The sequence below is a fragment of the Aestuariispira insulae genome, assembly GCF_003385955.1.
GTDB classification, from domain to species: Bacteria; Pseudomonadota; Alphaproteobacteria; order UBA8366; family Aestuariispiraceae; genus Aestuariispira; species Aestuariispira insulae.
Map to the genome: position 1 here is coordinate 186,761 of NZ_QRDW01000006.1, position 26,373 is coordinate 213,133.

Annotated in this window: 22 protein-coding genes; 17 read left to right on the forward strand and 5 right to left on the reverse strand. The window is 56.2% G+C overall.

Annotated features, from left to right (window positions below):
• Positions 1–61: 61 nt before the first annotated feature.
• A complete protein-coding gene (locus tag DFP90_RS15355) occupies positions 62–1,276 on the forward strand; it encodes a GntT/GntP/DsdX family permease (protein ID WP_115937387.1) in 1,215 nt (404 codons plus the stop codon).
• A gap of 1 nt (position 1,277) precedes the next feature.
• Here DFP90_RS15355 and DFP90_RS15360 read toward each other — a convergent pair whose 3' ends face one another.
• Both DFP90_RS15360 and DFP90_RS15365 read right to left on the reverse strand, forming a co-directional pair.
• The gene (locus tag DFP90_RS15360; RefSeq protein WP_115937388.1) at positions 1,278–1,913 is read right to left on the reverse strand and encodes a LysE family translocator; all 636 of its coding nucleotides are present in this window, start codon (positions 1,911–1,913) and stop codon (positions 1,278–1,280) included.
• Positions 1,914–1,984: 71 nt separating this feature from the next.
• Entirely contained in the window at positions 1,985–2,893 is a 909-nt protein-coding gene (locus tag DFP90_RS15365) for a LysR substrate-binding domain-containing protein (RefSeq protein WP_115937389.1), read from the reverse strand.
• A 104-nt stretch (positions 2,894–2,997) separates the two neighbouring features.
• On the opposite strand from DFP90_RS15365, the gene DFP90_RS15370 reads away from it, so the two are divergent.
• From DFP90_RS15370 to DFP90_RS15395, 6 genes are all read left to right on the forward strand, one after another.
• Positions 2,998–4,521 (forward strand): trimethylamine methyltransferase family protein, encoded by a 1,524-nt coding sequence (locus DFP90_RS15370; protein ID WP_115937390.1) that lies wholly within the window; start codon positions 2,998–3,000, stop codon positions 4,519–4,521.
• 19 nt (positions 4,522–4,540) lie between these two features.
• Positions 4,541–5,725, forward strand: a complete 1,185-nt coding sequence (locus tag DFP90_RS15375; protein WP_115937391.1) for a mandelate racemase/muconate lactonizing enzyme family protein — start codon at positions 4,541–4,543, stop codon at positions 5,723–5,725.
• Between the two features lie 84 nt (positions 5,726–5,809).
• Positions 5,810–8,224 carry a GcvT family protein gene (locus tag DFP90_RS15380; protein ID WP_115937392.1) on the forward strand — a complete coding sequence of 805 codons (2,415 nt, stop codon included), beginning with the start codon at positions 5,810–5,812 and terminating at the stop codon, positions 8,222–8,224.
• A 190-nt stretch (positions 8,225–8,414) separates the two neighbouring features.
• Complete coding sequence (locus DFP90_RS15385) at positions 8,415–10,070, forward strand: peptide ABC transporter substrate-binding protein (RefSeq protein WP_115937393.1); 1,656 nt, start codon at positions 8,415–8,417, stop codon at positions 10,068–10,070.
• A complete protein-coding gene (locus DFP90_RS15390; protein WP_115937394.1) occupies positions 10,070–11,038 on the forward strand; it encodes an ABC transporter permease in 969 nt (322 codons plus the stop codon). The genes DFP90_RS15385 and DFP90_RS15390 overlap by 1 nt, the downstream gene beginning before the upstream one ends.
• Entirely contained in the window at positions 11,028–11,945 is a 918-nt protein-coding gene (locus tag DFP90_RS15395) for an ABC transporter permease (RefSeq protein WP_115937395.1), read from the forward strand. The genes DFP90_RS15390 and DFP90_RS15395 overlap by 11 nt, the downstream gene beginning before the upstream one ends.
• Before the next feature lie 7 nt (positions 11,946–11,952).
• On the opposite strand, the gene DFP90_RS15400 is transcribed toward DFP90_RS15395, so the two are convergent.
• The gene (locus DFP90_RS15400; protein WP_218044692.1) at positions 11,953–12,609 is read right to left on the reverse strand and encodes a DsbA family oxidoreductase; all 657 of its coding nucleotides are present in this window, start codon (positions 12,607–12,609) and stop codon (positions 11,953–11,955) included.
• Positions 12,610–12,937: 328 nt separating this feature from the next.
• On the opposite strand from DFP90_RS15400, the gene DFP90_RS15405 reads away from it, so the two are divergent.
• The 5 genes from DFP90_RS15405 (at position 12,938) to DFP90_RS22695 (ending at position 17,048) form a co-directional block, all read left to right on the forward strand.
• On the forward strand, positions 12,938–13,429 hold the full coding sequence (locus DFP90_RS15405) for a hypothetical protein (RefSeq protein WP_115937397.1): 492 nt from the start codon (positions 12,938–12,940) through the stop codon (positions 13,427–13,429).
• A 73-nt stretch (positions 13,430–13,502) separates the two neighbouring features.
• The gene (locus tag DFP90_RS15410; RefSeq protein WP_147301028.1) at positions 13,503–13,949 is read left to right on the forward strand and encodes a DUF423 domain-containing protein; all 447 of its coding nucleotides are present in this window, start codon (positions 13,503–13,505) and stop codon (positions 13,947–13,949) included.
• A gap of 102 nt (positions 13,950–14,051) precedes the next feature.
• On the forward strand, positions 14,052–14,714 hold the full coding sequence (gene rpe / locus DFP90_RS15415) for a ribulose-phosphate 3-epimerase (RefSeq protein ID WP_115937399.1): 663 nt from the start codon (positions 14,052–14,054) through the stop codon (positions 14,712–14,714).
• A 19-nt stretch (positions 14,715–14,733) separates the two neighbouring features.
• The gene (locus DFP90_RS15420; RefSeq protein WP_181905388.1) at positions 14,734–16,392 is read left to right on the forward strand and encodes a heparinase II/III family protein; all 1,659 of its coding nucleotides are present in this window, start codon (positions 14,734–14,736) and stop codon (positions 16,390–16,392) included.
• 335 nt (positions 16,393–16,727) lie between these two features.
• Positions 16,728–17,048 carry a hypothetical protein gene (locus DFP90_RS22695; protein ID WP_147301029.1) on the forward strand — a complete coding sequence of 107 codons (321 nt, stop codon included), beginning with the start codon at positions 16,728–16,730 and terminating at the stop codon, positions 17,046–17,048.
• Between the two features lie 105 nt (positions 17,049–17,153).
• On the opposite strand, the gene DFP90_RS15430 is transcribed toward DFP90_RS22695, so the two are convergent.
• The gene (locus tag DFP90_RS15430) at positions 17,154–18,407 is read right to left on the reverse strand and encodes a nucleotide sugar dehydrogenase (protein ID WP_115937402.1); all 1,254 of its coding nucleotides are present in this window, start codon (positions 18,405–18,407) and stop codon (positions 17,154–17,156) included.
• A 151-nt stretch (positions 18,408–18,558) separates the two neighbouring features.
• On the opposite strand from DFP90_RS15430, the gene DFP90_RS15435 reads away from it, so the two are divergent.
• The 5 genes from DFP90_RS15435 (at position 18,559) to DFP90_RS15455 (ending at position 24,800) form a co-directional block, all read left to right on the forward strand.
• Positions 18,559–19,584 (forward strand): MraY family glycosyltransferase, encoded by a 1,026-nt coding sequence (locus DFP90_RS15435; protein ID WP_181905389.1) that lies wholly within the window; start codon positions 18,559–18,561, stop codon positions 19,582–19,584.
• Positions 19,577–20,488 carry an NAD-dependent epimerase/dehydratase family protein gene (locus DFP90_RS15440; protein WP_115937404.1) on the forward strand — a complete coding sequence of 304 codons (912 nt, stop codon included), beginning with the start codon at positions 19,577–19,579 and terminating at the stop codon, positions 20,486–20,488. The genes DFP90_RS15435 and DFP90_RS15440 overlap by 8 nt, the downstream gene beginning before the upstream one ends.
• Before the next feature lie 46 nt (positions 20,489–20,534).
• Entirely contained in the window at positions 20,535–22,478 is a 1,944-nt protein-coding gene (locus tag DFP90_RS15445) for a polysaccharide biosynthesis protein (protein WP_115937405.1), read from the forward strand.
• Between the two features lie 33 nt (positions 22,479–22,511).
• Positions 22,512–24,065, forward strand: coding sequence for a bifunctional phosphoribosylaminoimidazolecarboxamide formyltransferase/IMP cyclohydrolase (gene purH / locus DFP90_RS15450; RefSeq protein WP_115937406.1), 1,554 nt, complete (start codon positions 22,512–22,514; stop codon positions 24,063–24,065).
• 174 nt (positions 24,066–24,239) lie between these two features.
• Complete coding sequence (locus DFP90_RS15455) at positions 24,240–24,800, forward strand: PAS domain-containing protein (RefSeq protein WP_115937407.1); 561 nt, start codon at positions 24,240–24,242, stop codon at positions 24,798–24,800.
• A gap of 57 nt (positions 24,801–24,857) precedes the next feature.
• On the opposite strand, the gene lpdA is transcribed toward DFP90_RS15455, so the two are convergent.
• A complete protein-coding gene (gene lpdA, locus DFP90_RS15460) occupies positions 24,858–26,264 on the reverse strand; it encodes a dihydrolipoyl dehydrogenase (protein ID WP_115937408.1) in 1,407 nt (468 codons plus the stop codon).
• Between the last annotated feature and the right edge of the window lie 109 nt (positions 26,265–26,373).

The following is a 26,373-nucleotide window of genomic DNA, read 5'->3' on the forward strand; positions in this document are numbered from 1 at the left end:
ATTATGACGTATCATAATTCGATTCTATCATGATCTATACTCAATTTGGAACCAGGCTGTCATGACGGATACACAGACAACATCTTCCCCTGCCGCAAGTTTAAACCGCGCCCTTCCCGATCTGCCCCTGGTGATTTGGATGGTCTTGTTAACCATCGCGGTTGGACTGGGAACCGGTTTGGGGGCGGAACGGATCATCACGGAATTCAATTTGGGCTTTGGCCGGGCGCTTGGAGAATTTGCACTGATCCTGTTGCCTTCTTTCACCCTGGCAGCGGCCCTCGCCCGGCAGCATGTCATCTCTGAGACAGCCGGCCGGACAGCGATGTTTCTCTCGCCGGTCGCCGGGGCGGGCATGGTTTGCCCCGATACCGCATACGCAGCCCTCTCGCCCGCGGCCGGGCGGTATAAACTGGCTGTCGCCTATGGGGCGTATGCGGGGTTCAAACTGCTCTATCCCGCCGGGCCGCTCATCGTGGCGGCCGGACTCGGCGTTTTGGGTCATGACGGGACCACACCGGGAAGGTTGTTACTGTGCGGCCTGTTATTGATGGTGCCAATCCTGGCGACGGGAATATTCTGGGGGCGTCTAAAAAAACCTCTTGTTCAAAAGACGGCCCACATGCGCACCGCCTCCGGTGATTCCCGGCGATTGCTTGTTTCTTTCATCCCCTTCATCATCATGACCGGGCTGTTGATATTGGGCAGTATCATAGGACCGACGGAGATTGGACCTGTCGATTTCCTATTGATGCCCAAAGGAGCGCTTTTGGCTGCTGCAGCCGTGGCTATGGCACAAACGCCGGCGGATGAACGCCGCGCCTGTCTGGACAGCGCCGTGCGACGGACAGGCGCATTATTATTGGTCATCGGCGTCGCCAGTGCCTTTGGTGTGGTTCTCACCGGACAGATATCACCCGATCGTTTTCTGTTATCGGGCGGCGGTATATCCGCCCTTTTGTTGCTGTTCGGCCTAACAGCGCTTTTCAAACTTGCACAAGGATCGTCCATGGCAACCTTTGCGGCGGTCACCCCGGTCGCGGCCCCCGTGGTGATGACAAACGATGTCAATGCGACCATGGCGGTGTTTGCGGTCTGTCTCGGCTCTTTCATCGCAATCCTGCCCAACGACAGCTACTATTGGCTCTTGCGCGACGATACCTTTGCCGAGGAAAAAAGTGACCGGCACGTCATACGCATCCTGGCAACCGGGGTGTCTCTCCAGGCCATAGTCGGCATGGGGATTTTGTTGGGGGTCGCTGCCATCTGGCCATAGGCTACAGGCGGCTGCTGAGCAGTTTGAGCCCCGCGAAAGTAAAGAACAGACCAAAGCCCGCCTGGATCACCCGCCTCGCCCGGGCATAAAGGCGCACCATAGGGGCCGTGGAAAAGGCATAGGCATATGCCATATGCCCCACAATCGACAGGCCCCCCGTCCCAAGGATGATCGCAACCCCGACCCAAAGGGGTGCCTGGGGCTGCATGCCGAGGGAAATGATCGCGATCCAGGAAAATGCTGCCTTGGGGTTGGTCATCTGGATCAGCAGGCCACGCATATAAAATCGGAACAGTCCATTTTCCTGAAGCCCCTGCGTCTTGATCTCCAAACGCTGTGCAGCGGAACGAAACGCCTTGTAGGCAAGCCAGAGCAGAAACAAACCACCCAGCACTTTAATCACAATAAGCAGATCCGCATAAACAGCCAGAGCGGCAGAGAGGCCGGAAACGGTCAATCCGCCCCACAGGAAAGAGCCTGTCGCCACGCCCAACGCCAGCGCACATCCCTGTCGGCGCCCCACCTGCATGGATGTTCCCATCACCGCCAGGATATTCGGCCCCGGGCTCATAATCCCCAGCATGAATCCCGTATAGACCAACAGGACACCCGGACCATAGAGCATCAATTCAGACATCAATATCTCCCCTTTTGCGCGTCACTCCCATCCCGAACCGAGACCGCTGACAGCGCCATGTCAGCATTCTTCTACGCACGCCCTGCTTCTTCCAAGAGCCAATCCCGTACCAGTTTTGCATCATTTGGCAGGGGTCGCCCCTTGACCCAGACCACATAGAACCCCATGCCCGTTCGCACCGTATGGGGGATCGGCCGGACCAGGCGCCCCTGTTTCACCAAATCCGTCGTCAGATGATGCCACCCCATGGCAACCCCATGACCATCAATGGCCGCATGCAATGTGGTCGCATAATCATTGATCGGGAACCTTTCCTTGGGTGGTGCCTCCTCCACGCCGAACTCCCGCAACCATTCCGCCCAGCCGGGCCGGTACCGGAACGCCTCCTCAAAAATGATCAATTGGCTGTCGAGTAAATCCTCCGGCTCTCTTAGACCCGGATGATGACGCAAGAAATCAGGCGAGCAGACGGGATAAATCTCCTCTTCCGCCAAGAGGGCGGATTCATAGCCTTCCCAGTTGCCGTCCCCGCGCCGGATGCCAAGGGTGATCCCTTCGGCCGCCAGATCCACATCCTTGTCCGTGGTCTGGAGGCGCAGATCCACATCCGGATGATCACGCCGCCAGTTTGGCAGGCGGGGCAGCATCCAATAGCCGGCAAAAGCCGTGGTGATCGAAAAGGTCACATGGCTGCCACCATGGACCTGGCGGATCTCGCGGGCCGATCGCTCGATATGGGAGAGCCCGATCGCCACGTCATTATAAAATTTCTCCCCCACATCAGTCAGGCTGATCTTTCGGTATTCCCGGTGAAAAAGCTGCACCTGCATATTCTCTTCCAGCCTCTTGATCGCGTGGCTGACCGCTGCCTGGGTCACATTCAGTTCCCGGGCCGCATTTGTGAAGCTCAACAACCTGGCTGCTGCCTCAAAGGCAAATAATGAATTGGCAGAGGGAAGAAGTGTGCGCAGATTTGACATGACTCAAACTTATTAAAAGTAGGACAATTTTTACAGGTTACGGCGTTTCCCAGAGAAATTACCATACACTCATTCATGTTGAAACGAGTTTGAGTTACCGAAAAATGAGCGAAGCGCGCACCAGAAAAGGCCGAAACCGCCGCGACGGGAAATCTGTTACGGTTGCCGCCCCCTATGTTCGGCGACGGATCCCGACTTATAACCTGCTGGATGAAGAGGCGCTGCAGATCATTGAGGATAATGCCGATACTGTGCTGCAGGAAACCGGTGTCGAATTCATGGAAGACATGGAGGTATTGGATATCTTCCGCGAGGCCGGTGCCGATGTGAAAGGCACCAGGGTCCGGTTCGAACGCGGCATGCTGCGCAAAATCATCCAGGCCAGCGCCCCCGGTCAATTCACCCTGCATGCCCGCAACCCCGCCAAATCGGTCATCATCGGCGGCGGCAACACGGTTTTTGCGCCGATCTATGGCGCGCCCTTTGTCCATGACCTGGAAAACGGCCGCCGTTATGCCACCATCGAGGATTTTCGAAACCTGGTGAAACTGATCTACCAGCTGCCTTATCTGCATATGTCCGGCGGCACCGTGTGCGAGCCAACCGACATTCCCGTACCCAAACGCCATCTGGACATGGTTTATTCCCATATCCGCTTTTCCGACAAAGCCTTCATGGGGTCTGTCACCGAAGGCAGCCGGGCCGAGGATTCGGTGCAAATGGCCAAGATCCTGTTCGGGGACAGTTTCGTGGAGGAAAAATGCTGTCTGGTGAATATCATCAATGTGAATTCACCACTGACCTATGATTCCACCATGCTGGCAGCGCTGAAAGTCTATGCCCGCCACGGCCAGGGCACGATCATCACACCTTTCATCCTGTCCGGGGCCATGGGCCCGGTCTCAACAGCTGGAACCCTGACCCAGATGCTGGCCGAAGCCCTGCCGGGGATCGCGCTCACCCAACTGATCCGGCCGGGTGCTCCCGTGATCCTGGGCAATTTCACCAGTTCCATGTCCATGCGTTCCGGCGCGCCCACCTTTGGCATGCCGGAACCGGCGCTGGCCCTGCTGGCGGCCGGACAACTGGCGCGAAGGCTGGGCGTGCCCTGGCGCGGCGGCGGATCGTTGACCGCCTCCAAACTGCCCGATGCCCAGGCCCTGCAGGAGAGCTCCGATACCCTTTTCCCGGCTATGATGGGCGGCGTCAATCTGATGATGCAATCGGCCGGCTGGCTGGAAGGCGGCCTGTCGGTCGGGCTGGAAAAACTGATCCTGGATGCCGATCATCTGGGCATGATGGCACGGATGAGCGAAGGTATGGACCTTTCGGAAAATGGCCAGGCTATGGATGCGATCCGCGAAGTGGGACCGGGCAAACATTGTCTGGGTTGCGCCCATACCCAGGCCAATTTCAAGACCGCTTTCTATGATCCGGTCACCAACGATTCCAACAGTTTCGAACAATGGCAGCAGGACGGATCCCTAGATGCCGCCCAACGTGCCAACCGTATCTGGAAACGGATGCTGGAAGAATATCAGGCGCCCGACCTGGATCCTGGTATCGACGAGGTTTTATGTGCCTTCATGGCCAGACGCCGCCAGGAACTGCCGGATTCACTCGTGTAAAAAGAAGGGGGATAGTGCCATGAAGATCACCGCCACCAAGGCGACACCCGTCAATATGCCGTTGGAGATCCCTTTCTGGTGGACGGCCGGATATTACCCGGGAACGTCAAAAACCATTATTGAGGTGGAAACCGACCAAGGCATTATCGGTCTGGGCGAAGCGCCCTCCGTGGATGTGGTGGAGACCATCCGCGCCATGGGCGAGGTTTTGGTTGGCATGGACCCGATCGAGATCGCCGCCTGCGAGAAAAAATGCGTGCCTGCCTGGCAGATCGTTCAAAACACCGATGATTCATCCGTCGTGAAAGCCTTTGGCGGGATCGAGATCGCGCTTTGGGACATCCGGGGCAAGGCCTGGGACCAGCCCCTCTATAAGCTGCTGGGGGGTGCGGTCCGCAAGGAAATTCCCTTCACCGAATATTTCGCTTTCCGCCCTGAAATTGACGGCAAGGGCGGTGAAAATTCCCCGCAGGCGGTAGCCGATTATTGCCAGCAGATGGCCGAGGATCATGGCTCCAGCTTTTTTGAGGGCAAACTGATCTTAGGGGACCCGGAGTTGGAGATCGATACAGTCAAAGCCATCCGGGAGAGGCTGGGCAAATCCGCCATGATCCGGCTGGATTCCAATATGCAATGGTCGCTTTCGACCGCCCGCCATATCCTGCGCGAAATCGCCCCCTATAGCATCCGCAATTATGAGGACCCGGTCGCCACCTTCGAGGAAATGGCCCAACTGCGCCAACATTCATCGATCCCCTTTTCCACCCATATGCCGGATATCCGGCGGATCGTCGCCCTTGGCGGCGTGCCGGATAACATCGTGACCAATTTCGCGGTTCTGGGCGGGATCGGACGGGCGCAGCGCTTTATCGGGGCCTGCGAGGCCATGGGGATCGGCTTTTGGTGTTATAGCGGGGATACCGGCATCTGCACCGCGGCCTATCTGCATATGGTCGCCGCCACTCAATGGATGCATGAACCCAGCCAGTCTTTGTTCCGTTGGCAGTATATCGACGTGATTGAAGGCGGCCCGTTCCGGCAGACCGGCAATGTGATCCCGGTGCCGGAAGGCCCCGGCCTCGGTGTTACACTGGACCGGGAAACCCTGGCACGGATGCATGCGGATATTTGTGACAACGGCCCGGTGGATCATTTCCATGATCCGGCAAGGCCGGGGCAATTCAGACGATTGCCCCTGAACTGATTTGCAACAAAAGCTGCCGGAAAAAGAACAAGGACCCGGCAATTGCGACATTTAAACTGAAGAAAATCTCCGGGAGTGAAAATTATGGAAACCCATGCAAAAGTGGTGATCATCGGCGGCGGTGTCGTTGGCTGCTCAATCCTCTATCATCTGGCAAAGTTCGGCTGGAAGGATGTGATCCTGCTGGAACGCTCGGAACTGACCTCCGGATCCAGCTGGCATGCGGCCGGCCAGATCCACACCATCAGCTCGGACCCGAATATCTCCCGCCTGCAAAGCTATACCATTAATCTCTACAAGGAAATTGAGGAGCTGTCCGGCCAGTCGGTCGGCCTGCATACCACCGGCGGTTTTTATCTGGCCTCGACCCCGGAGCGGCTTGATTACCTGAAGCGCGAACGCTCAAAGGCGCGCTATATGGGCCTGGACCAGGAATTTATCGACCTGAAAGAGGTCGCCGAGATGCATCCCCTGATCGACCCCAAACATTATCTCGGCGCACTTTATGACCCGATTGACGGTCATGTGGACCCAAGCGGGGTGACCTATGCCTATGCCAAATCCGCCAAACATTATGGCGCGAAATATTACCGCAACACGCCGGTGATCGAGACCAATCAGCGTGCCGACGGCAGCTGGGATGTGGTCACGCCCAACGGTACCATCAATGCGGAGATCATCGTGAATGCCGGCGGCCTTTGGGCGCGCGAGGTCGGCCATCTGGCAGGAATCGATCTTCCGGTCCAACCGATGGAGCATCACTACCTGATCACCGAGACCATCCCCGAGATCGAGGCGGAAAACCGCTGGCTGCCCTGCGGTATCGATTACGAGGCCAATATCTATTTTCGGCAGGAACATCAAGGCCTGCTGCTTGGCACCTACGAGCCCAAATCCACGCCCTGGAAGGTGGAGGGCACACCATGGGATTTCGGCCATGAACTGCTGCCGCCGGATCTTGACCGCATCTCCGAACGACTGGAGCTGGCGTTTGAACGCATCCCGCCCCTGGGCGAGGCCGGGATCAAAACAGTGGTCAACGGCCCCTTCACTTTCGGCCCCGATGGCAACCCGATGATCGGCCCAGTGCCCGGCATGAAAAACTATTGGGCCGCGGTTGGCGTGATGGCCGGTTTCTGCCAGGGCGGCGGGGTTGGTCTTTGCATGGCAGAATGGATGATCGAAGGCGAACCTTCCATCGATGTCTGGGCCATGGATATCGCGCGCTTTGGCGAATTTGCCACCAGGGAATACGGCACCATCAAATCGGCGGAAAATTATTCCAGGCGATTTTTGCTGACCTATCCGAACGAGACTCTCCCCGAAGGCCGCTGCCAGAAAACCACCGCGCTTTATGACCGACTGAAAGCACGCGGTGCCGTCATGGGTGATGGGTTCGGCCTGGAAAATGCTCTGTGGTTTGCAAATTCGCCGGAAGAGGCCCATGAGGAGCCCACCTTCCACCGCTCCAATGCCTTTGACCATGTGGCCAAAGAAGTGAAGGCGGTTCGTGAAGATGTTGGCGCGATTGAGATCGCCAATTTCGCCAAGCATGAATTCAAAGGCCCAGGCGCCAGATCTTTCCTGAACCGTCTTCTTGCCGCCAAACTGCCGAAACCGGGCCGCCTCACCCTGACGCCCATGCTCACGCCAAAAGGCAAGCTTTATGGTGATCTGACGGTAGCCTGCTTAACGGAAGATCATTTCATCCTGTTTGGATCCGGCGGGGCGCAGGAAATGCACCGCCGCTGGTTCGAGAGGCATCTGCCGGATGAAGGAGTTGCCTACCGCAATCGTTCCGATGCGTTTCACGGGCTGGCGCTGTCCGGCCCCAAGGCCCGGAAACTTTTGCAGCGGATCTGCCGGGATGATGTCAGCGCGGAGGCGTTTAAATTCCGTGATATCCGGCAAACCACCGTCGGCAATGTCCCTGCCATCCTAGCCAGAGTCAGCTTTTCGGGCGAGTTGGGTTACGAGATTTATGTCGCCCCGCAATATCTTCTAAAACTGTTTGAACAAGTGGAGGAGGCCGGTTCCGATCTTGGCCTCACCCTCTATGGCGCGCGGGCATTGATGTCCATGCGGCTGGAAAAAAACTGGGGTATTTGGACATTGGATTTCCGGCCCGATTTCACCGCAGCGGAATCCGGCCTGGATGCCTTCATCAACTGGGACAAGGGAGATTTCATCGGCCGTGAAGCCGCCTTGAAAGAAAAAGAGACCGGTCCGAAACAAAAGCTCATCACTCTGGTAATCGATACCGATGACATTGATGTCTCCAATGACGAGGCAATTTTTTATGAAGGGCAATGCGTCGGTTATGTCAGTTCCGGCGGTTACGCCCACCATATTGGCGCGAGCGTCGCCATGGGCTATGTGCCAAGCAATCTGGCCGACAAACCAGACGGGTTTGCGGTTGAGATCTTGGGAGAATTGAAACCGGCACGGCTGCAAAAGGAACCGCTCTATGATCCAATGGGCAGCCGCATGCGCGGATGAGTCTCAATCTGCCCGGAAAACCGGTGTCGGCAGGCACCGTTTTTTCCCCGGCATAACGATTAAATATCCGCTGTTTCCCATGGGGAGGAAAGGTTGAGCCCACTTCATCGCGCCTTGGTGACTTGATCCGGGGCGGTGTTCTGCGCCATCCTCCATTCAACCGTAATTTTCACCACGCCCGAGGAACCTTATGCGCTGGATCCAGCTGACCTGCCTTTTGCTTACCTTCATTATCAGCGGCACGGCATGGGCCGAAAACAAACGTTTGGTGATCGGCATCAGCCAATATCCCGGCAGTTTGCACCCGGCCTATGATTCCATGATGGCAAAGAGCTATATCCTGGGCATGACCCGACGCCCGATTAGTGTTTATGACGCGAATTGGGAAGATGTCTGCCTGCTTTGCACCGAACTGCCGGATTTCGACAAGGGCACGGCAAAATATGTGGTCACCGAAAGTGGCAAAGAGGGCATCGCCGTTACCTACAGCCTGGATCCGAAAGCCGTCTGGGGCGACGGCACACCTATCACCACCCGGGACGTGATGTTTACCTGGGAAGTGGGTGCCAACCCGGAATCGGGGATCGACAATTTCGAGTTTTACCGCCGGATCGAAAAGATTGAGGTGATCGACGACAAGACCTTTACCTTGGTTATGAACCGACGCAGTTGCGATTATCAGGGAATACCCGGCTTCACCCTGTTGCCGTCCCATGTGGACCGGCCTTATTCAGACGATCCGCGCGAATATCAAAATCGCACACTTTATGAAAAAGACCCGACCAACCCCGCCCTTTGGTATGGCCCCTATCGGGTTAGCAATGTTCAAAATGGGCAGTCAATCACACTGGTGCGCAATGAACGCTGGTGGGGCAAAAAACCCTGGTTCGATGAGATTGAGATCCGCGCCATTGAAAATACCGCCGCCCTGACCGCCAATCTGTTGAGCGGAGACATTGATATGATTGCCGGAGAGTCGGGCCTAACCACGGACCAGGCCCTGGCGTTTGAACGCCGCCACGGCGATGATTTCCAGTTCATCTACAAACAAGGGTTGGTATACGAACATATCGATCTGATGCTGGAAAACCCCATCCTGGCGGATGTGCGGGTGCGCCGCGCCCTGCTGCAAGGCATTGACCGCGATGCCATCAGCCAGCAGCTATTTGCCGGAAAACAACCGGTTGCCCATGGTTCTGTCAATCCGCTCGATTCCGTCTATAACCCTGACGCGCCGCGATATGACTTTGACCCCGAAGCCGCCAGCCGCCTGTTGGAAGAGGCCGGATGGACCCTGGCTTCGGACGGTGTCCGACGGAATGCAGAAGGTGAAAAGCTGCAATTGGAATTGATGACCACCGCGGGCAACAAGACCCGTGAGCTGGTTGAACAGGTGCTGCAATCCCAATGGAAGAAAATCGGCGTTGACGTGCGGATCCGCAATGAACCCGCCCGGGTTTTCTTCGGTGAAACCGTCTCCAAGCGCAAATTCACCGGCATGGCCATGTTCGCCTGGTTTTCCTCGCCCAAGCATATTCCGCTAACCACATTGAAATCCGATCAGATCCCCAACGAGGAAAATAATTGGGCCGGCCAGAATTACACCGGATATGCCAAGCCGGAGATGGATCAATTAATCGAGGATATGGATCTGAAATGTGAGGCGGATCAGAACCAGGCCGCCTGGGACAGAATGCAGGAGCTATATGCAACAGACCTGCCGGTCTTGCCGCTCTATTACCGGGCGAACCCTTACATCCTGCCAAAGGACCTGAAAGGACTGGTTCCGACCGGCCACCAATATCCCAGCACGCTATGGGTTGAAAACTGGCATAGGGCGCCCTGATGGCGGCTTTTCTGGCCCGGCGGCTGGCGCAGTCCGGCCTCATCCTGTTCATTGTGATCTTTCTGACCTATTGGCTGATGGGATTGATGCCGGGTGACCCTATCGATCTGATGGTGCAATCCAATCCGGACCTGACACCCGCGGACGCGGCCCGCCTGAAAGCCCTCTATGGGCTTGATCAGCCGATCATAACCCGGTTTTGGAACTGGCTCACCCAGGCTTTGCAAGGGGATTTTGGCTATTCCAGGCTGTTCGGCCAGCCGGTCTGGGAGGTCTTATGGCCGCGGTTGGTAAACACGCTGATCCTGATGCTGCCGGTGGTCCTGCTATCCATCGTCATCGCGGTTCCGCTGGGCCTGCTGGCTGCCCGGAAGGCCTATGGATGGTTTGACTATACCGTCAATCTTGCCAGTTTTGCCGGCATCTCCGTGCCGCCCTTCTGGTTTGCCATCCTGATGATCATCGGCTTTGCCGTGACCCTGAACTGGCTGCCGGCCAGCGCGGCCCCTCCGGGCGATGCCGGGCTGATGGACCATCTGCGTCATTTGATTTTACCGGTGGCCACCCTCACCATCCTGAATGTTGGCACCTATCTGCGATTCATGCGCGCCGCCAGCTTGCAGACCCTGCGCCAGGATTATGTAAGGACCGCCCTGGCCAAAGGAGTTAGTGAAACACGACTACTCACCCATCATGTGCTGCGCAATGCGCTATTGCCACTGGTGACTATCATAGCCCTCAGTTTTGGATCGCTCTTTTCCGGCACCTTGATCATAGAAACGATCTTTGCCTGGCCGGGCATGGGTAAGACAATTTATGATTCCGTTCTGGGCAACGATTACAATCTGGCCATGGTTGGTTTCCTGCTGGCCACCGCCACCACGCTGCTGGGCAATATCCTCGCCGATCTTTGTTATGGCCTGCTTGATCCGCGCATCGAGCTGGAGGAGGTGAAACTTGGCGGTTGAATATTCCAATCCCGGCCTTCCCACGCATGATGGTTTTTGGCGGCAGTTTGCCAGGCACCGGTTGGCCCTGCTGGCGCTGGCCCTGGTGGTCCTGCTGGCCTTGCTCGCGCTATTCGCCCCGGCCCTGGAAATGTTGCTGGGGCTTGATGCCGGTGCGGCGGACCTGTTCAACCGCCTGGCCCCGCCCAGTGCCGATCACTGGCTGGGCACCGATGAAGCCGGGCGTGACGTTTTCCTGCGCCTGTTATATGGCGGCCGGGTTTCCCTGATGGTCGGGATCATTGCGGCATTACTGGCGGCTCTGTTGGGGACCATGATTGGTCTGATAGCCGGCTATTTCGGCGGTTGGCCCGATGGTTTTTTGATGCGCGCGACCGATGCGGTGATCGCGCTGCCCCTGCTGCCCCTCTTGATCGTGCTGGCGGCGGTTGATCCCCAAAAGCTGGGCCTGCCCGACAGCATCGCCCAATCGGAACTTTTCAGCCTCTATCGCATCATCCTGATCATCAGCCTTGTTGGCTGGACCACGGTGGCCCGACTGGTCCGGGCCGAGACCCTGAGCCTGCGCCGCCGGGAATTTGTTATTGCCGCCAGGGCGCAGGGACTGGGCAGCCCTGCCATTTTGTGCCGCCATATCCTTCCCAATGTGGCATCACCTATCGTGGTGGCCACCACTTTGACCATCGGCAATGTGATCCTGCTGGAATCCGTGCTGAGCTTCCTGGCACTCGGCATCCAGCCACCCACCGCCAGCTGGGGCAATATGCTTAATAATGTCCAGGATTATCTATGGGATGCGCCCATGCTGGCAGTCTGGCCCGGCCTGATGATTTTCGTCACCGTGATTGCCTTCAATTTCCTGGGAGACGGCCTTCAAGATGCGCTGGACCCCAGGGCCAGGCGCTGAGCCCCCTTCATTCCGCTTTGGCGGTCAGCTGACTGAGCATGTGACGATAGTTTTTCACCCCCTGGGCCCCCGTCATCAGATGTTTTTGCTGGAACACCACCGCAGGAACGCCGCTGATGCCGTTTTCCGTCCAGAATGATTCCTCGGCCCGCACCTCATAGGTAAACCGGCCGTCTTTCAGCACTGCCATGGCCTCAGACTTGTCCAACCCGACAGAATGGGCGGCCTGTGCCAAGACCTTATGATCACTGATATTCTTCCCTTGCGTGAAATAGCTCGAGAAGAGTGCCATCTTGAGGTCGTGGGCCTTGCCGTGATCCGCCGCCCAACGGATCAGGCGATGAGCGTCAAAAGTGTTGTAGATCCGGCTCTCGTCAGAGAAGTTGAACCGAAAACCAAGGGTTTCTCCCACTGCGGTCAACTGTTCGCGCGCCTGTCTGGACTGATCCACAGTCGAGCCATATTTGGCCATGAGATGCTCGCGCAGATTTTCCCCATCCGTTGCCATCTGCGGGTTCAATTCAAACGGGTGCCAGATAATTTCCGCTTCAATGCCGCTTTCCGCCAGAGCCTCTTCCAACTGCCGGTATCCAACGACGCACCAGGGGCAGACAACATCGGAAACGATGTCGATCTTCATAGGGGCTTGTTTATTTTTCATCATCTGTTTCCGTATCTGGTGCAAAAGGCAAACCGGCATACCCGATTGCCCAGGATATTGAAATGCCCGATGCGATAATCAAGTGCCTGAGGGGCATTCACCATTCACCACAAATCCCCGCAAACAACAGGTTTCCTTGAATTTCCAACGTTTTTCCACTATATTATGAGATGGAGAGAGAGCCTGGACCGGTTCATCAGGTGATATATGATCGGTCGTGGGCCCGGCAAAATGTCTTTTCCAATCGCGCTATTCAAAGAATAGTTTCTGGAAAATCAAACAGTTCGGGATTGTCCCGCACCCGGCATTTTGCAAGCGAAGGACGCAAGAAATGACTGATCTCGCTGGAGTTGGCGGCAACGCCCCATTTGATCCGGGGCAAGTGACCCGGACCAATGACACCAACCGTCAGGCGGAGCAGGACCGGCTTCGTGAGGACGAGGAACGGACCCGCGCCGAAGATACCGGCGGCACGGAGACCCGGCGTGTTGACCGCGCCGAGGACACCGCCACCCCGCCGGAGGCAAGGGCCACACAACAGCCTCAGGAAAGCGACGGTGACACGGCCAGGGGCTTCCAGCCTTCTGACACAGAAGACACCGTCACCATCAGTGCCGAAGCACAGCAGGCCGCACGTCAAAACAGCGCCCCGCCGCCGGCCACACCGGCGGCAGGGGAGGTCGACGCCACCGGCTTCCAGCCCGCCAATGACACTAATCAGGCGACCCGGCAGGAAAATTCCACCACAGTGGTGAACGGCAACCAGGATCAGGAAAGCGAACAGACCAGGGCCCTCGGCCAGATTGTCGATCAATTCGCTTAACGAAACCCAGATAAAAATTCTTTTGCGAAAGGGCCCGCGCTTGCGGGCCTTTTCCATTGGCGATAGTCTCGCCATGACCATCAATCAATACGCGATTTCCATGAATTCAAGGCTTTCCGCATTTTTTATCTTCATTTCCGGCCTGTTCGGATTGGCAGCAGTCGCTGTCGGTGCCATCGCCTCCCACGCGGCTTTGGAGCCGGAAGCCATAAAACGCCTGGCCACCGCCAGCCAATTCCTGTTTTTCCACATTCCGGGCTTTATGATCTGCATCTGGCTTTCTTCCCTCCAGCCGAGGCTTGCCGCGCTCGCCGGGATTCTGTTTCTGGCAGGACAGATAATGTTTTCCGTCAACCTGATCCTGATGGGACTGACCGATGTTGTATTCTTTTCAGCGCTGACACCGGTTGGCGGGGTTTGTTACATGTTAGGCTGGGCTATGGTCGGAACCCTTGGCCGCCGTCTGTTTTTGACCCCGGCAAAAGCAACCTCTCGCACAGAAAAGACATCGCGGCCATAATTCTGACTCATTGCCGGTCTAAACAGGCTTCTGCACTTGCCTTTCCGCCCTAGTTTCGGCAGGGTGCGCCTGAATGAGCGCACTGTTCCGGAGTCTTGAATTATGTCCCGCCCCGTCCGTATCGCCCCCAGCATTCTTTCCGCTGATTTCTCCAAACTTGGTGAGGAAATCCGTGCCATCGACGCGGCCGGCGCCGACTATATCCATATTGATGTGATGGATGGCCATTTTGTGCCGAATATCACGCTGGGCGCGCCGATCGTCAAAGCGCTTCGCCCGCATACGGAAAAGACATTTGATACTCATTTAATGATTTCCCCGGTTGATCCCTTCCTGGATGACTTTGCCGCAGCCGGCTGCGACATCATCACGATCCATCCGGAAGCGGGCCCGCACAGCCATCGCACAGTCCAGCATATCAAGTCTCTGGGTAAGAAGGCCGGGATTGTCTTGAACCCGGCCACGCCAGCCAGCACTGTGGATTATCTGATGGATATGGTCGATCTGATCCTGGTCATGTCAGTCAACCCCGGTTTCGGCGGCCAGAGCTTCATTATGAACCAGCTTGATAAAATCCGGGAATTGCGGGCCAAGATCGATGCCAGCGGCCGCGAGATCGATCTGCAGGTGGATGGAGGCATCAATTTCGACACAGCACCGCTTGCCATTGAAGCCGGGGCCAATGTCCTGGTTGCCGGGACCGCGACCTTTGTCGGCGGCCCTGAAAAATATGCAGAAAACATCCGGCGCTTGCGCGGGGATTAAAAAGAAGATTGAGGGAGTGATGCAGGCGTCTGAAGGCACCTTGAACACAGGAAAATTCTGGCCGGTCTTGCGCTATGCCCTGTTCCGACTGACGGGCGGGCGGGCGCTTTATGGGTTGACCCTGCTGGGCGGCACATTCCCTTTCCGCAAACATCGTATCGACAGCCCCTGGGCCGGAGAGCCCGCACGCGGCGAAGCGATCGCAACCGGTCGCTATCATTTTGCCGGCCAAACCATTGCCCAGGAACGCAACCCCTGGGAAGCCGCCGGCGCCAGTCCTGACTGGCTGTGCGCAATGAATGATTTCCGCTGGATTCGGGATCTCCAGGCATATGGAAGTGAAATTGCGATCCTGAAAGCACGCGCCCTCACCTCCGACTGGATCACCCGGAATAACAACCTGGCAAGCATCCGTCTCTATCCTTCCGCCTGGAAACCGGCCGTGATTGCAAACAGGATTTCCACCTGGCTTCGCCATTGGCCCTTTTTCATCGAGAATGCAGATCCCCTGTTCCAGCAGCAGGTGACCCAGAGTCTGCGCCGCCAGGTCAGGCATCTGACCCGGGTTTCCCCCTTCGGCCCGCAAAATATAGACCGCTTCACCGTGGCAAAGGGTCTTGTGATCGCACAGCTTTCCATGCCCAACCTTTCGGTACGCCTGGACAAAGTCATGGATCAGTTGCAGGAAGATCTGTCGAAACAGTTTCTTGCAGACGGTGGCCCCGCCACCCGCAACCCTGAGGATCTGGTCGCAGTCTTTCGGGAATTTGTCGAAATGCAGGCAGCGTTTCAGGATGCCGGCATGGATGTTCCAGGCGTCATCTTGAACGCGCTGGACCGCTGCGCCGCGACCATTCGGTTTTTCCGCCATGGCGACGGCGGCTTGGGCATCTTTAATGGCGGTCGGGAAGGCCATCCCGCCGAGATCGAGGCTTTGCTCCGCCGATCTGGCAGTAAAGCAACAGCTCCGCAACGGCTTCCCCACTGCGGTTTCGAACGGCTTCAGGCAGGCAAGACCATTGCCCTCATAGATGCAGGCGCCCCGCCACCAGCCCCCTATGACAAACATGCCCATGCGGAAACCGCCGCCCTGGAGATCAGCATTGGTAAGGATCGGTTGCTGGTGAATTGCGGCCTGGACAGCAGTCCGCGTTGGCAGGAAGTCAGGCGCACCACAGCGGCACACAGCACATTAACCCTGGATGAAACAAATTCCAGTGCCTTGCGGGACAAAGGCGGGTTTACAAGACGCCGGGCCGCCTGCGAGATCACCCGCCATGACGGCGATGGCCCCAGCTGGGTTACCGTTGCACATAACGGCTATGTGCCAAGCTTTGGCCTCCAACACACCAGGCGGGTATACCTGTCCGAAGACGGCACCGATCTTCGCGGCGAAGACAAATTGGAAGGCAGTTCAACCAAGGAACGGGCGGCATTCAAAATACGCTTTCATCTACATCCGAAATGCTCCGTCTCCCTGGTCAACAACCAGTCCTCCGCCCTGGTCAGACTGCCGGGCGGCAGCGGCTATAAATTCCGCTGCAAGGGTGCAGAAATGAGCCTGGAAGACAGCGTTTACATGGGAGATGGCGAGTTGCGCCGCTCACAACAGATTGTGCTTACCGGCTTGGCCGGTGAAGAAGCCACGATTATTAAATGGGCCTTCCATCAGGAGTGACAGGAGGCTGATGGGCCGCTCTGTCACTTCTGACAGTTGCCCCCTGTCCCGATTGACCTATGCTGGGATAAGGTAGGCGGACTTATATCTGCCTCCATTTCCTGCCTGCTCCGGGATAGTATTACATGCCAGCTCAATTCCCTTTTCGGAAGCAAGCGCAAGCATCCGTTTCGCCGGACGCCGCGCCTTCAGTTCGGAACTTCTGCTTTGAAACCGACGGCAACACCTTGTCCGTCCTATCGCCCGAAGGACTGCCCCTTGCCACCTGGGACCTTCGTTTTCGCCGACAGGTCTCCGGTTGCATCTCCCTCCCCTTGCCGGATGCGGCGACACTCATGGACACAGACGCACTGAAAGAATATTCCGCGCGCCACTGGCTTGCGTGGAACCAGAAAGAGCGGATCTGGCACCGGCGTATCCTCCGGCCCGAAGCAGGAACCGTGATTTTGATGACTGTGGAACCGGGTGAAAATTTGTTTTTCGCGTTCCGATCGGATGAAATGGAGATCATCCGGGATCAGGAAGACCTGATTTTTTCCTTTTCGGATGGCGCACTTCTGGTCTTGTCCGGCTTTCTCAACCGGACCCGCCAAGAGCCGCCCGCAGGCTTTCGCTTCAAGGGGGCGGAACCGTTTCAGACAGCGCCCATGGCCTGATCAATGAGCATTGGCAACCGCCCGAATATCAAAAATGCTATCGAACTGGGGATATTCACCTAGAAAGGATCAGATCCGTAAAGCCCGGTGATATTCCGTCCGGCCTTACATGCTCCAGCGGCGCAAGCTGTCCGGCAGGCTGCGATGACGCCACATACCCTTTACATCCGCAACCAGACCACCTTCCTTCAGCAACTCACGTAACGAATATTCATTGAAAACATCGTGCGGGACAGCCCCGACAACGCAGTCATAGCCGCTGCCCAAATCGTCAGAAAGCTCAATCCCATATTCGTCAAGGGTCTCTTCTTTATCCGCCAGAGGATCAAATACAGTGATATCATGCCCTTGCTCCTTAAAGGCGGCAATCAAATCCCCGACTTTGGAGTTGCGAATATCCGGAACATTTTCCTTGAAGGTAATTCCCAAGACCAGAAGCTTAGAAGGCCCTGTCAGCAAATCATTGATCCGCCCAGCGATAACCTTGCTCATATTGTCATTGGTCTCACGTCCCGACAGGATGATCTTGGGATCCAGGCCGATTTCCTGCGCTGCATGCGCCAGGTAATAGGGATCCACACCGATGCAATGCCCGCCGACAAGCCCCGGCTGAAAATTCAGGAAATTCCACTTGGTGCTCGCTGCATCGAGCACATCATAAACCGAAATACCCATTTTGCCGAAAATGGTCGCGATTTCGTTGACAAAAGCGATATTGATATCGCGCTGTGCATTCTCGATGACCTTGGACGCTTCGGCGGTTGGAATATTACGGGCAATGAAGATATTGCCGTTATTCATGGAACCATAAATACGTGCCAGAAGCTCAGAGACCTCTGAGGTCTGTCCGGCGACCACCTTGGTGATCTTGTCAACCGTATGGACCTTATCGCCAGGGTTGATGCGTTCCGGAGAATACCCCAGGTAGAAATCCGTACCCGCCTTAAGCCCCGATACCTCTTCCAGGATCGGGCCGCAGAAATCTTCCGTGACGCCGGGATAAACGGTGCTTTCATAAACAACCACATTGCCTGATTGCAGAACAGTCCCAACAGATTGGGAAGCCTTGCGCAATGCGTTCAGATCCGGAAGGTTGTTTTCATCAACCGGGGTCGGAACAGTCACGATATAGATATCCGCATCCGAAATTTCCGACAGAGTGGCGGACAGACTTAAAGGCGCATCCCGCAAGGCACCACTGGAAAGCTCGCCGGTCCGATCATGACCTTGCTTCAATTCCTTGACACGGCCTTCATCTATATCAAATCCAATGGTCGAAAATTCGGTCGACAAAGCAGCAGCCAAAGGCAATCCGACATATCCCAGACCGACAACCGCAATGCGAGGATTTTCAATCATTAAAATGCTTCCCTGAAGTTCATTAGGATATCGTCCGAAATCCGTGTCATCCGCCAAATTGCGGTGTACCTATTTCGACGATGCATGTCAAACACCGCACAACATGCAACAGCCACTGGTCAGAGACAGAGACTGCGGTTATAAGGCTGGAATGTTTGAAAATATCACCCTGTTTCTCATTCTGTCTGCCTCCTCCGTTGCTGTGACCGGTATGGTGCTGCTGTTCCTGCGCAAACGGGCCATCCTTGATCACCCCAACCATCGGTCGAGCCACAAGGTGCCGACACCTCGCGGAGGCGGAATCGCCGTCACTTCGATTATTCTCGCCGTATGGCTTTGGCAGTTGGGACCAGACGGGGCATTGCTGGACTATCTGCCGCTAGGGGTCGGTTTTTTACTGGCTGGCATGTCCTGGTTGGATGATATCTATGACTTATCCGCCAAAATCCGCTTCCTCGCCCAACTGGTGCTGACCGGTATGTCGCTGCCCTGGGTTTTTCAGCATGGCATCCCGCTGGAGGCATATCTCCCAGTCTGGCTGATCGCGATTTTGATCATTCTGGCGTGGACCGCATTCATCAATTTTTTCAACTTCATGGATGGCATTGATGGCATCTCCGGGGTGGAAGCCATAGGCATTGGCCTGGGGTTCACCTTGATCACCCTGTCCAGCGCACAGTCTGCCAGCAATCCGTTTCCAACATTCGAGCTGGCTCCCGGTCTTCTGATCGCCGCGGCAACAGCCGGTTTTTTGATCTGGAATTGGCACCCGGCGAAGATTTTCCTTGGCGATGTCGGCAGCATTCCTCTGGGTTATTTTCTCGGCGGCCTTCTGTTGGTTCTTGCAGCCCGCGGAGAATGGGCAGCCGCCATCATTCTGCCCGGATATTATCTGACCGATGCCGGCCTTACCTTGTTAAAACGCATCATCCGTCGGGAAAAAATATGGGAAGCCCACCGGGATCACTACTACCAGCGCGCTGTCCGATCCGGACATAGCCATGCCCGGGTCAGTTTGATGATCGCGCTGACCAATTGCGGATTGATCATCTTGGCCGGCTGGTCGGTAGCCGCTCCCTATTACGCACTGGCCGCCGCTGCTGCCTTGATCGGCCTTCTGATCTTCTGGATGAATTCCAGACATGCCGAGAAATCACGGGGTGCCCTTCATGACTGATCTGGGCGGGAAAGTCCTTCTAACCGGAAGCACTGGTTTCGTCGGCAAGCATCTTGTTCCCGATCTGCAAGCTGCCGGATATACGGTCATTCAGCCAACAAGGGTGGAAATCGGCGAGATCGACGGCAATACGGATTGGCACCCCTACTTGGATGACATTGACACTGTCATTCATTTGGCGAACCGCGCCCATGTCATGAATGAAACCTCGGAAAACCCCATTGATATCTATCGTGAAGTCAACCTGCATGGCACCGAAAACCTGGCCCGGCAGGCGGCCGAGAAAGGCGCCCGGCGCTTCATCTACCTGAGCTCAGTCAAAACCATGGGGGAGGAATCCCAGCATCCCCTCAGCGCGGATGACGAACTCGCCCCCTGTGACCCTTACGGGGTTAGCAAAGCCGAAGCGGAAGAGGCGCTTTTACGCTATGCCGGGCGCATGGAAATCGTCATCCTACGCCCCCCTCTAGTTTATGGCCCTCAGGTGAAGGGAAATTTCATAGCCCTGCTGAGGCTGCTGACCCGGGGCTTGCCGTTGCCGGTAGGTGCCATCAAGAACCGGCGCAGCATGATCTACGTAAAAAACCTGACTCATGCCATTTCCCATGCGATCCACTGCCTGCCGGGCATCTATTTGCCAAGCGATCAGCATGATCTCTCCACGCCCGAACTTTTCCGCCTCACGGCAAAAGCGCTGGGATATCCTGCCCGCCTGTTGCCTGTCCCGGTCGCGGCCCTGAAAATGGCCGGAAGGCTGAGCGGCCGGTCCAACATGATACAACGCCTGACCGAATCCTTAACGGTGGATGGAAAAATACCCGGCTGGATGCCGATTTATTCCCCCGAGGAAGGATTGAAGGAAACCGCGGACTGGTATCGCGGGCATAGGCAGGATATATCATGAAGCTTTACTTGCACTCCAATCCCCGTGGGACTAGAAAATCGCAATCATGACGCCCTTATTCAAATCCCATCAGGCGCGCATTGCGTTTGTTCATGACATGATCATGGCAGGCTTGTCCCTGCCATTGGCGCTGTATCTGCGTATCGGCAACGAAATTCAATATTATCCTGATGAGTTTTTCATACAGACGACCGGGATCTTTGTTCTGATCTGTGCTCCTGTCTTTTGGTTTTTGCGTTTATATCGTGGAATTTGGCGTTATGCCTCCATGAATGACCTGGTCGCCATTACCAGAGCGGTTACAGTCGCAGTCTTGATTTTCCTGCCGATCTTGTTTTCCCTGAACCGGCTGGAACTGGTTCCGCGTTCGCTGCCGGTGATCAACTGGATTGTGCTGATCGCCATGCTGGGCGGCCCTCGTTTCTTTTACCGCTTGCTCAAGGACCGGCATACGGGACATCTGCTTGAGAAAAACGGCTATAAACGGTTGCCGGTGATGTTGATCGGCGCTGGTGATGAAGCCGAGCTGTTTTTGCGGGAACAAAGCCGCGATCATAAGGGCATGTTCAAGGCCGTGGCACTGATTTCTGAAAAACCGCGCCGGGTTGGCCATACCATTCATGGTGTTCCGGTCATCGGCACCTTGAAATCGATCCAACCGGACAATTGGAAAAGCCTGAAGCAACCGCCGCAAAAAATCATCCTGACCAAGGATAATATTGAGCCCACCCAGTTGCGGAAGCTGTTCGAAATGGCCCAGGCAGAGGGAATCACGGTTGCAAGGCTGCCCAAGCTTTCCGAACTGAAAGCCGGAATTCAGGACGAGAAGATGGAACTGCGCCCCATCGCGGTTGAAGATCTGCTCGGCCGGGCACAAACGACGCTGGACCGTCCTGCCATGAAAAGGCTCGTGACCGGGAAGCGGGTCTTGGTGACCGGTGCCGGAGGATCCATTGGATCCGAGCTTGTCCGCCAGATCAGCGCCCTGGAACCAGCCAGCTTGGCGTTACTGGATAATTCCGAATATCAGCTATATCTGATTGACCAGGAAATCGGCCTGAAATTTCCTGACCTGCCCCGCCTTGCCATGCTGGGTGATGTCCGCGACCGGGACCGCATCGATGATGTAATGCAGCGCACCAAGCCGGAATTGGTTTTCCATGCTGCGGCCTTCAAGCATGTGCCGCTGGTTGAAGAAAACCCCATGGAAGGCATTCTCACCAATGTTGTGGGCAGCCGCATTGTTGCCGACGCCTGCCGCAAGGCCGGCGTCAATTGCATGGTCCAGATTTCCACCGACAAGGCCGTCAACCCGACCAATGTCATGGGGGCTACCAAACGTCTGGCGGAAGAATATATACAAGCCAGCGACACAATTTCCCGGCGCGAAAACGGCACCAGATTTGTGGTGGTCCGTTTCGGCAATGTTTTGGGGTCCACCGGATCGGTTGTCCCCCTGTTCCAGAAACAGCTCGCCGCCGGTGGCCCGCTTACAGTAACCCATCCGGAGGTCACGCGCTTTTTCATGACCATCCGCGAAGCGGTTGAACTGGTTCTGCAGGCGTCAGTCCTGGGCAGCACCGACGACAGCACCGCAGGCCGGATTTTTGTGCTTGATATGGGCCAGCCGGTGAAAATTGCCGATCTTGCGCGGCAGATTATCATGCTGGCGGGTCTGAAGCCGGATGAAGATATCAAGATTGAATATACCGGACTGCGCCCCGGTGAGAAGCTCTATGAAGAGTTGCTTCACAATCTTGAAAAGCAGCTGCCTACCGTCGCAGAAGGCATCATGTTGGCGGCACCGCGAACCAGTACGCTGGAAATCCTGCGCGAAGAGTTCGACATTTTGGAAAAAACCGCCCGCAAGCGCGACCGGCAAAAATGTTTGGAAAACCTGTGCCGGCTGGTTCCCGAATATAGGCCAGACAACAGAACCGTCACTTTTGATAATGCGGCAACGCCGCCCCTTCGGCAGATCGAACAATAAGTACGATCCGCGCCGGAAGAAAATGAGGATAGAATGACCGATACTCCCATTGCACGCGCCCTTATATCCGTCTCGGATAAAACCGGCCTTGTGGAATTTGCCACTGAGCTTGCACGCCACAAGGTCCGCCTGCTCTCCACAGGCGGCTCCGCGAAAGTATTGAAGGAAGCGGGCCTAGCCGTTACCGAAGTTTCCGACCATACCGGTTTTCCTGAGATCATGGACGGACGGGTGAAAACCCTGCACCCGACCATTCATGGCGGCATTCTTGCCAACCGGGAAAACGAAAAGCATCGCATGGCCATGGAAAGCCATGATATCGCCCCGATCGATATGGTGGTGGTCAACCTCTACCCCTTCGTGGAAACGCTGGCTTCCGGTGCCGATTATGATACCTGCATCGAAAATATCGACATTGGCGGTCCCGCCATGATCCGCGCGGCAGCAAAAAACCATTCCTATGTCACGGTGGTCACCGACCCCGGGGAATATGCCTCTGTCATCAAGGATATGGATGAGAATGAAGGCCAGACCAGCCAGAAGCTGCGTCAATTCCTGGCCCGGGAAGCTTACGCCCGGACATCTGCCTATGACAGCGCCATCAGCAACTGGCTCACCGCGGAACAAGGCCAGACCTGGCCCAAACGCTTCACCCAGGCCGGACGCCGCCAACAGATCCTGCGCTATGGGGAAAACCCGCATCAGGAAGCCGCCTTGTATTCCACCGGCACCAAGCGGCCGGGAGTGGTGACTGCCGAACAGATCCAGGGCAAGGAACTCAGCTTCAACAATATCAACGATGCCGATGCGGCTTTCGAGCTGGTTTCCGAGTTTGACAAACCGGCCATCGTGATTGTCAAACATGCCAACCCCTGTGGCGTTGCCCAGGCAGACAGCCTGATTGACGCCTGGCAGCCGGCCCTGGATTGCGATCCGGTTTCAGCCTTTGGCGGCATTGTCGCCCTGAACCGTTGCCTGGAAGCTGATTTGGCGGAAAAGCTGACTGAACTATTTCTGGAAGTGATCATCACGCCCGAAATTTCCGACGATGCCAAAGCGATCCTGGCGGACAAGAAAAATGTCCGCGTTCTTGTGACCGGGGCCATGCCTGACCCCGCCGAACAGAGCATGACCTGGCGCACGCTTTCCGGCGGCATCCTGGCGCAAAACCGGGATAATGGTGTGATCCGGCGGGAAGATTGCAAGGTAGTGACCAAGCGCGAACCCACCGAACAGGAATGGGAAGATATGCTGTTCGCCTGGAAAGTCGCCAAGCATGTGAAGTCCAATGCCATCGTTTATTGCCGTGAGCAATCCACGGTCGGTATCGGTGCCGGGCAGATGAGCCGTGTCGATTCCGCCCAGATTGCCGCATCCAAATCCGAGAAACACAAAGGCACTGCGGGGTCAGTCGTCGCATCCGATGCCTTCTTCCCCTTTGCCGACGGCCTGATGGCCGCCGTTTCAGCCGGCGCGACCGCCGCGATCCAGCCAGGCGGCTCCATCCGTGATGACGAGGTGATCGCCGCCGCGGACGAAGCCGGCATTGCCATGGTCTATACCAACATGCGTCACTTCCGGCATTAATCGGCCGGCATCATCAATTGATGGAAACCGCCCGCAGCCTCTGCTGCGGGCGGTTTTTTATACAGTTCAAGCAACAATTCATCACCCTCGAACAACACGGTCGGAACCTCTTGACCAGCAACTGGACATGCCGCAGACTGCGCTTTATCAGAATTGGCGCATATTCAAGTCTTCATGTCGAACCCGATTAATCCTCTGGGCCTTTATCCCGATCCACAACAGGGACTGCCGATCGTGCAGTCACAGGCGCTTGGCATAGTGTTGAAACATTGGCTCGACATCCGCCGGGACCGTTCAATCCCGCTTCGATCCGATATTGATCCAACCGCCATTTATCAGGCCATGCCCGCGATCTGGATCTACCAGTATGATGACGATCATGATGATTTCCGCTGTGAGCTTTCCGGCGATGCCATCAATACGGCATGGAAAAGGAATATCACCGGCGCCCTAACTCGTGAGTTATTCCAGCCCAATATCGCCAAGACCCTAACCACCCGCTGGCAGTATCTGATTGATCGTGCCCTTGTGATGAAAACCGATTTCAACATGGCGCGCGATCTGTCCTTTAAGCCAGCCGAGCGCCTGACCCTGCCCCTGACCAATGAAGATGGCAGCGCGCGCTGCATCATCGGGGTCACCGAATATGCCTATAAGAAATTTTACGAAGACCAAAAGGATGTGGCCCCACCGGATTCCAATCCGCATTATTTTGACTGCCTGACCGGTCCATGAAAAAAGGCCGCCCTTGCGAGGCGGCCTTTTCCATTTCTTTATGCCAACATATCCTTATCAGACGTGGATCGCACCATCCTGGGTGGCCAGTGCCGCTTCACGCACGGCTTCAGAGAAGGTCGGATGGGCATGGCAGGTACGGGCCACATCTTCCGCCGTGCCGCCAAACTCAATGATGGTGACAATCTCATGGATCAAATCACCGGCATTCGGTCCGATAATATGAGCCCCCAGCACCTTGTCGGTTTTCTTGTCTGCCAGGATCTTCACGAACCCGTCGCGCAGGCCGTTGGCCTTGGCCCGGCTGTTGGCGGAAAAAGGAAACTTGCCGACTTTATAATCAACACCATCCGCCTTCAGTTTTTCTTCCGATGCCCCAACATCGGCCACTTCCGGCCAGGTGTAGACCACGCCAGGAATGGCGTTGTAATTGATATGTGGTTTCTGGCCATCCATCATTTCAACACAAACCATGCCTTCGTCTTCTGCCTTATGCGCCAGCATCGGCCCCGGCACGCAGTCGCCGATGGCGTATATACCCGGCACATTGGTCTGGTAGCTGTGATCAACGCTGATGAAACCACGTTCGTTCTTTTCAACGCCCAACTCTTCCAGGCCAAGCCCTTCGGTATAGGGGCGACGGCCAACACAAAGCAGCACCACGTCCGCTTTCAGCTCGGAAGCATCACCTCCGGCAGCGGGTTCTATTTTCAACGTCACGCCGGTTTTCGCTTTTTTCGCTTCGACGACCTTGCTCTTCAGCTTCAGGGTCACACCCTGCTTTTTCAGCGAGCGCGCAAAGGTTTTCGACACTTCACCATCCATGGTCGGCAGGATACGGTCCATGAATTCAACTACGGTCACTTCCGCGCCCAGCCTGCGCCATACGGACCCCAGCTCCAGGCCGATCACACCGCCGCCGATCACCACCAGATGCTTCGGCACCTTGTTCAGTTCCAGCGCGCCGGTGGAGGTGACGATCTGTTTTTCATCCACATCAATGCCTGGGATCGGGGTGGATTCGGAACCGGTCGCGATCAGGATTTTACCGGTGGTCAGTTCCTTGCCCTTGTCTTCACCCTCGGTCACTTCAACCAGTCCTGCCGCCTTGATGCGACCGCGGCCTTTGACATAGGTGACTTTGTTTTTCTTGAACAGGAATTCGATGCCTTGGGTCAGTTCGGAAACGATCTTGTCCTTGCGGCCCATCATCGTGTCCAGATCCAGTTTCGGGCTGACCTTGATCCCATGATCGGCAAAGCTGTGGTTGGCCTCATCATAGAGCTCAGAAGACTGCAGCAAGGCTTTGGAAGGAATGCAGCCAACATTCAGGCAGGTACCGCCCAGAGAACCGCGCATTTCGACACAAGCGACCTTCATTCCCAGCTGAGCCGCCCGGATCGCAGCCACATAACCGCCCGGACCACCGCCGATAACAACCAGGTCGAATTCCGTTTCAGACATTGTTTTGAAACCCCTTTTCGGATTTAGGCACGTAAGGTTCGTCCCCACAAACCGCCCGTCGCGCCGACAGGATACGTAATAACACGCATTAATGCCGCAATTGGGACAG

What these genes read in the sequence shown, in the direction of transcription:
- DFP90_RS15360 (WP_115937388.1), bottom strand. Translation starts at nt 1,913, where the DNA reads ATGTCTGAATTGATGCTCTATGGTCCGGGTGTCCTGTTGGTCTATACG.
- DFP90_RS15400 (WP_218044692.1), bottom strand. Translation starts at nt 12,609, where the DNA reads ATGATGAAAAATAAACAAGCCCCTATGAAGATCGACATCGTTTCCGAT.
- DFP90_RS15420 (WP_181905388.1), top strand. Translation starts at nt 14,734, where the DNA reads ATGCAGGCGTCTGAAGGCACCTTGAACACAGGAAAATTCTGGCCGGTC.
- DFP90_RS15375 (WP_115937391.1), top strand. Translation starts at nt 4,541, where the DNA reads ATGAAGATCACCGCCACCAAGGCGACACCCGTCAATATGCCGTTGGAG.
- DFP90_RS15355 (WP_115937387.1), top strand. Translation starts at nt 62, where the DNA reads ATGACGGATACACAGACAACATCTTCCCCTGCCGCAAGTTTAAACCGC.
- DFP90_RS15385 (WP_115937393.1), top strand. Translation starts at nt 8,415, where the DNA reads ATGCGCTGGATCCAGCTGACCTGCCTTTTGCTTACCTTCATTATCAGC.
- lpdA (WP_115937408.1), bottom strand. Translation starts at nt 26,264, where the DNA reads ATGTCTGAAACGGAATTCGACCTGGTTGTTATCGGCGGTGGTCCGGGC.
- DFP90_RS22695 (WP_147301029.1), top strand. Translation starts at nt 16,728, where the DNA reads ATGGACACAGACGCACTGAAAGAATATTCCGCGCGCCACTGGCTTGCG.
- DFP90_RS15410 (WP_147301028.1), top strand. Translation starts at nt 13,503, where the DNA reads ATGACCATCAATCAATACGCGATTTCCATGAATTCAAGGCTTTCCGCA.
- DFP90_RS15430 (WP_115937402.1), bottom strand. Translation starts at nt 18,407, where the DNA reads ATGATTGAAAATCCTCGCATTGCGGTTGTCGGTCTGGGATATGTCGGA.
- rpe (WP_115937399.1), top strand. Translation starts at nt 14,052, where the DNA reads ATGTCCCGCCCCGTCCGTATCGCCCCCAGCATTCTTTCCGCTGATTTC.
- DFP90_RS15445 (WP_115937405.1), top strand. Translation starts at nt 20,535, where the DNA reads ATGACGCCCTTATTCAAATCCCATCAGGCGCGCATTGCGTTTGTTCAT.
- DFP90_RS15435 (WP_181905389.1), top strand. Translation starts at nt 18,559, where the DNA reads ATGTTTGAAAATATCACCCTGTTTCTCATTCTGTCTGCCTCCTCCGTT.
- purH (WP_115937406.1), top strand. Translation starts at nt 22,512, where the DNA reads ATGACCGATACTCCCATTGCACGCGCCCTTATATCCGTCTCGGATAAA.
- DFP90_RS15405 (WP_115937397.1), top strand. Translation starts at nt 12,938, where the DNA reads ATGACTGATCTCGCTGGAGTTGGCGGCAACGCCCCATTTGATCCGGGG.
- DFP90_RS15440 (WP_115937404.1), top strand. Translation starts at nt 19,577, where the DNA reads ATGACTGATCTGGGCGGGAAAGTCCTTCTAACCGGAAGCACTGGTTTC.
- DFP90_RS15455 (WP_115937407.1), top strand. Translation starts at nt 24,240, where the DNA reads ATGTCGAACCCGATTAATCCTCTGGGCCTTTATCCCGATCCACAACAG.
- DFP90_RS15365 (WP_115937389.1), bottom strand. Translation starts at nt 2,893, where the DNA reads ATGTCAAATCTGCGCACACTTCTTCCCTCTGCCAATTCATTATTTGCC.
- DFP90_RS15390 (WP_115937394.1), top strand. Translation starts at nt 10,070, where the DNA reads ATGGCGGCTTTTCTGGCCCGGCGGCTGGCGCAGTCCGGCCTCATCCTG.
- DFP90_RS15380 (WP_115937392.1), top strand. Translation starts at nt 5,810, where the DNA reads ATGGAAACCCATGCAAAAGTGGTGATCATCGGCGGCGGTGTCGTTGGC.
- DFP90_RS15370 (WP_115937390.1), top strand. Translation starts at nt 2,998, where the DNA reads ATGAGCGAAGCGCGCACCAGAAAAGGCCGAAACCGCCGCGACGGGAAA.